Annotated in this window: 3 protein-coding genes; all 3 read right to left on the reverse strand. The window is 58.2% G+C overall.

What is annotated here, in order from left to right:
- Positions 1-569: 569 nt before the first annotated feature.
- Entirely contained in the window at positions 570-983 is a 414-nt protein-coding gene (locus tag AQ12_RS20380) for a hypothetical protein (RefSeq protein ID WP_048441815.1), read from the reverse strand.
- A 125-nt stretch (positions 984-1,108) separates the two neighbouring features.
- A complete protein-coding gene (locus AQ12_RS20385) occupies positions 1,109-1,411 on the reverse strand; it encodes a hypothetical protein (RefSeq protein ID WP_048441816.1) in 303 nt (100 codons plus the stop codon).
- 10 nt (positions 1,412-1,421) lie between these two features.
- A partial coding sequence (locus AQ12_RS22300; RefSeq protein ID WP_152682882.1) for a LysM peptidoglycan-binding domain-containing protein occupies positions 1,422-5,201 on the reverse strand: 3,780 nt, incomplete at its 5' end.

Here is a 5,201-nt window from a genome sequence, read left to right on the forward strand (position 1 = left end):
GTGTGGCTGAAGTTCGAGATGCCTTCAGGCGCTGCCGAGACCACGAAGGTCTGGACGGCGCTGGTCACTGCGGCGAGTGCTGCCGTGGTCTGCGTGAGCGAGTACGACTTGGGCACAAAGGTGACGGTGATTGCTGGTGACGATCACCTGCTGGGCACACTCATCAGGTTGAAATACGTGCGTTGTTCAGTCTGCGCGAGGTGTGGTTAAGACATCGCTCAGCGAGAGACATCGATAATCCCGGTTTGAAGCCCACGCCAATCAGACCCATCCATCTCTTCCAAAGTTGTGCTTCGAACTGGGGCGCTGATGTCTTGGAGCACGTTCTTGAACGAGTTCGATGCGTCGGGCGTCTTCCAGATTGATTCGCACTCATTGCACATAAGAAGTAGTTGATTTTCTGCTGCGCTATTCACTGCGAGCAACTGACCTTGACCGCAGATTGGACAATCGCCAAAAACGTATGTTTGCATAGTCGCTGTGAGCCCCGTGCCGAACTGGTTGTAGACCATTTTGGTCTGTCGCTTGGCTTCGCTAGCTTGCTGCCGATGAGGCTCCGAGTGCAGATTTCAATTCAAACGGTTTGCCACCTGCATTGAGTGATTTACGTGGAAGCTCGACATCAACGGAGCTTTAGGGAGAACGTCGCCAAAGAGCGCTTTGTAGCAACGTAGAAAGAATGCGCGCTCTCCATCGGGGGTTGGGATCGGGGCAGAACTGGCCTGCCATATCGTTTCCCAAATCTCGCTTTCCGGTCCTTCATTCACGAGAAGATATTGAAGCGTATTTCGAATCACGTCCTTCGTGCCCGAAGAGAACGATTCAAACCTTGAAAGGACAAACCTCCGAATAACGGCATCGATAGTTGCTGGATTCGTCCAGTCCTGATCGGGCACATCGATACCGTACTCGTCTTGAAGGAACATCAGTTCGTACAGCAAGTTTGGAAGCACGTAGGCATTGACCAAGTTCTCATTTTTCATTCGATGTGCCTTGACCTGCTCCTCCCAGCCGTATAAAAATAAATAAGGAAGGCCAGGGTTTTTCTCAGCGGTCCGGCTGTGCCACCGTAAGCAACTGCGCTCTCCATCGCATCCACAGAAACTGGTTAAGGCTCCCTGCCAATTAGCGACTTGAACTTCGCGTACGCCTCTGGGTCGTGCTCCAAAAGCTGATCGAGCAACGCGTCAGCCACTAAGTGGCGGTGAAGAATCCCTGACGCGCCCTGCGCCATTGTCACGAACACGAAGTCATCATCGATTCTTGCATCAAAGACTTCAACCTCTTCCTCGGAATAGCTCGAGAGACCAGTACTCTTGCGAGGAAAGCAATAAAAGTATGCTTTGTCAGCGTGCCAATAGATGCCGTAGACATCGAATGTCAGATTGGAAATTTTTTCGCGAATTTTCATGCAATTCCCCTTAACGGATGCTTCGCCCAGGCTGCAGAACGGCCGGTGCCGGCTGGGGAGTGACAATCTTAATGTCGTAAGGTCGCCCACTGGTCGAGTTGTATTGATAATGAATTGAAATGCTTGACCCGTCAGGGAGGCGGTGTGTAGCTTCCATCTTTGTGAAGCCGGCCGATTGTGCAAATCGAGCATCACCACTCAGAGATCGCAGCGGATTTCCTGAAGCTGGACTCTCAAGAACCCGATTGAAAAGCGCCTGCTCTTGTAAGTCTCGGGGTGTGGTCGATTGATTTGCTTTCGCCGTCGAAATGGTTTCCGCTTGCTTCAGCAAAACGGAATTTGGTTCTCTTGCTGTTAGGTTCGGGCCAGCTGGATTCTGGCCTATGCGTTGAAGCGCGGATATTTCGGCATCCAGACTTGCCAGCTTGCCCGACTTGGTGGGAACGCCCCGGATCGAGCCGAGCACCATGAATACTTCTTCACCGTGCTCCGCCCATAGCGTCGCAACGCCTTCTGCCACCGCGTAAAGCGGATTGCCCGTTCGGTCAAGACGACTTCGCCAGTTCTGCGCGGACGCCAATCCTTGCTCCGCAGATAGCCAACCCATCCCGGGGATTTCCGCGGGCAAATTCAGACTCTTGACCCAATCCCCAACTGAATCCTTGGGAATCTTTGCGGATACTGTTGGTTCAGCTTGATACGGAGCGGAAATGCCAGCCCGTATTTTTAGCATCGCCGGTTCTCTGTCCACTTCGCCTTGACCGAGAAACTGCAGCTTACCCTCGGCGGGTGCTTGCTGCGATTGGGCTTCGCGAGCGTTTTGCTTGTCGAAGTCGCGATGCAGGAGAGCGCTTCCGCGTGCTTGATCTGCAGGAGACATCGGCCCACCAGCGAATACGTAGCCGCTCGGTATCGTCATCCCATTGACACCACTCTCAAAAGCTTCGGTCGCTTTACGCGCTGTGATGATGTCGTTTGTAGCGCTCCACTCACGCTCACGGCGTGCTGCATAGGCCTGGTCGCTTTGCAGGTCCATTCCGTTGACGTACGCGCTCGAGGAGTTCGGGCCGACCCCCTGAACTGCAGGTGCCGTACTGAGAGTGTCCGCAATCGATGAACCCAACGCATTGCCAAACGCATCCACCCCAACCTGCTGCACACTGATCTTCCCACCCCGCAGTACCGCCGCAGTCGTCCCAGCAGCCAGCCCGCTCACAGTCCCTCGTGCAATCTGCGGAAGCTGTGCGCCGTAGGCTGCAAGCCCTTCGAACGCTCGCGCGCTGCTCAGCGCGTCGCCGATCACCTGACCCGCTCCGGCGCCGGCCGCGCTCGCGACTGTGCTTCGCCAGTTGAACTTGTCCTGAAGCCCCGTTGCTACACCAACGCCCTGCGTTACCAGATTCCCCAGCGCCGCGCGCCCCATCACTGCATTCAGGTCCGGACCTGATAGCGCTCCCGTCGCCGCCGCTCCGAGCCCAGAGGTCACGCCTGCGGAGAGTGCACTCAGGCCGACGCCCTTCCAGTTGATCGAGTCCTGCATGCCCAGACCGACGCCGACGGCCTGGCTGGCAATTGAACCCATCGCTCCGCCAATCACTGCCCCGCCCACCGCAGCAACTCCTGCGCTCACAGCGCCAGCGCCGATTGTTACCGTTGCGCCACCAACGACTGCAGTCCCACCGGATAGTGCCGCCAGACCCGCGCCGAACGTTGACGCGGCTGTTGTCGTCGCTGCAGTTGTTGCAGTAGCCACTGTCGTTGCGGTTGCCTGCCCCAACGCCGCGGCTGCTGCGCCTGCGGTGTAGATGGTCACGATGATCGCGACTACGATCACCAGCAGCTGCCCAAACATGCTCGCCTTCTTCGGCGGCGGCCTTGGCATATTCGGGTTCGTATCCCCGATGATTTCTCCGGGGCGATACGGTCTGAACGTGTCGGCGTTGTTGGAGCTGGTCTCCGTTCCCGGAATCTTGATCAACTGACCGGCTTTCAGATCCGCATTGCTGGTCATCCCGTTCGCATCGGCGATGCGGTACCAGAGGCGCGTGTCGCCGTACATGGCCTTGGCGATCGCTTCTAGCGTGTCGCCTGCGCCCACGACGTGAACCCTTTGGGCGAGGTCCGGGGTGTTGCCTGCCGTGGCGGCATACCCGAAGTTGAAGTCGGCGCTGGTCTTGAACACCGGGCTTCCGTCTGGATTGCGTGCCGCCTTGTCGTCGACCATCTCGCCGTAACGGCCCAGCACCTCACCGTTGACGATCAGTTGCCTTTGGATGTGCGAGCCCTGTTTCGCGTACAGCACGCGTCCGTTCGCGTCATTGACGAAAGTGCGGTTGTTCGCCCCCAGCGTGCTGTCAGTCACGCCCACCAGATACCCGTTCGCGTCATACGTGCTGGTCGACTTGCCACTCAGCTCGGGCTTCTTGTCGTGCACGCCGTCCACCACGGTCTGCACATAGCCTTCGCGCTTTTCATAGGTGTTGGTGTACTGGTACTGCGTCTTGGCCTCATCGTTGTTCAGGATATAGCCCAGCATGTTCCCGGCGCCGTCGTAGTTCGCCGTGTTGTCTGGCTTGGTGTAGTACAGGTCGTACTTCAACCCACCCTCGTTGTTCCTCACCATCTGGTGGACCAAACGCCCGTTCGCGTCGTACAGGTTGGTGCGGCGCTCGGTGCCGTTGCCGTCCAGCACCGCGCCCTGGCTGTTCGTTCCGTTCAACGCTTTCAGGTAGTTCGTGTCGAGCGGCGTCGCCGCGCCGGTCTGCAAGGTCCTTCCCGCCGCGTCGTAGAAACGCGTGTCCACGCGAACACCATCCCGATCGATCCCAACCACCTTGCCGCGTGCGTCATAGGTGTAGGCCTCGGTCGTCAACCCCAGGCTGGCCGAGTACGTCGCAGGCGTCGAGTAGGTGTTCTCAAAGTCTCCGTTAGGCCCGTACACCGTCTGCGTGTACGTCGTCCCCGGTGTCACCGTGACCTGGTTGCCCAACCACGTATCGCTGATCTTGTTGCCGGCCTTGTCGTATTTGATTTCGTGGCCGGTGGTGCCGAGTTCGCCCTTGGCGTTCACGTCCGCCTTGGTCTGGCGGTTCATCGCGTCGTACTCGAAGTAGCGGTCGGTGTCGTGGGTGATCTCTCCGGTGTCTTCGCCGGGAGCCGTGATGACGTGCGTCTTGATGTTGGTGCGGTTGCCCACCTTGTCATAAGCCATCGTGACGTAGGCGCGGCCATCGCCCACCCAGGCGAGACGTCCGAAGGTGTCGTAGGCGAGGTGGTTGTCTTGATAGGTGACGGCCACGTTCACACCGTTGACGTTGGTGAGCTGCGTCGTCTTCTCACGAATGCGCGCACCTGCCAGGTCGTAGGCATACGTCGTGGTCTGGCCGAGGGTGTTGTCCTTGATCTTGACCAGCAACCCTGCCGTGTCGTAGGTGTAGGCAAGGTTTTGCTTCAAGCCGCCCGGACGGTCATTGGTGATGGCGATCAGCTGCTTCGCCTTGTCGTACGCGTACGAGTACACAGCCCCACCAATGTCCTTGTGATACGTCACGCGCCCGAAGTAGTCGTACGTCCACTCGGCCTTGCTGCCGTTGCCATCGACCTCGGCGGTCTTACGGCCCTGCGTGTCCCATTGCAGGCGCGTGGTGACTCCGGCCTGTTCGACCTTCGTCACATTGCCGCGCAGGTCGTACTCGTAGCTGACGGCTTCGCTGGTGATCGACGTACCGTCGTAGGTACTGGTCTGGCGCACCTTGCGGCCCGCCTCGTCGTAGTCGTACTGCTCGACCAC

This window comes from Caenimonas sp. SL110, from assembly GCF_001044395.1.
GTDB lineage: Bacteria > Pseudomonadota > Gammaproteobacteria > Burkholderiales > Burkholderiaceae_C > Ramlibacter.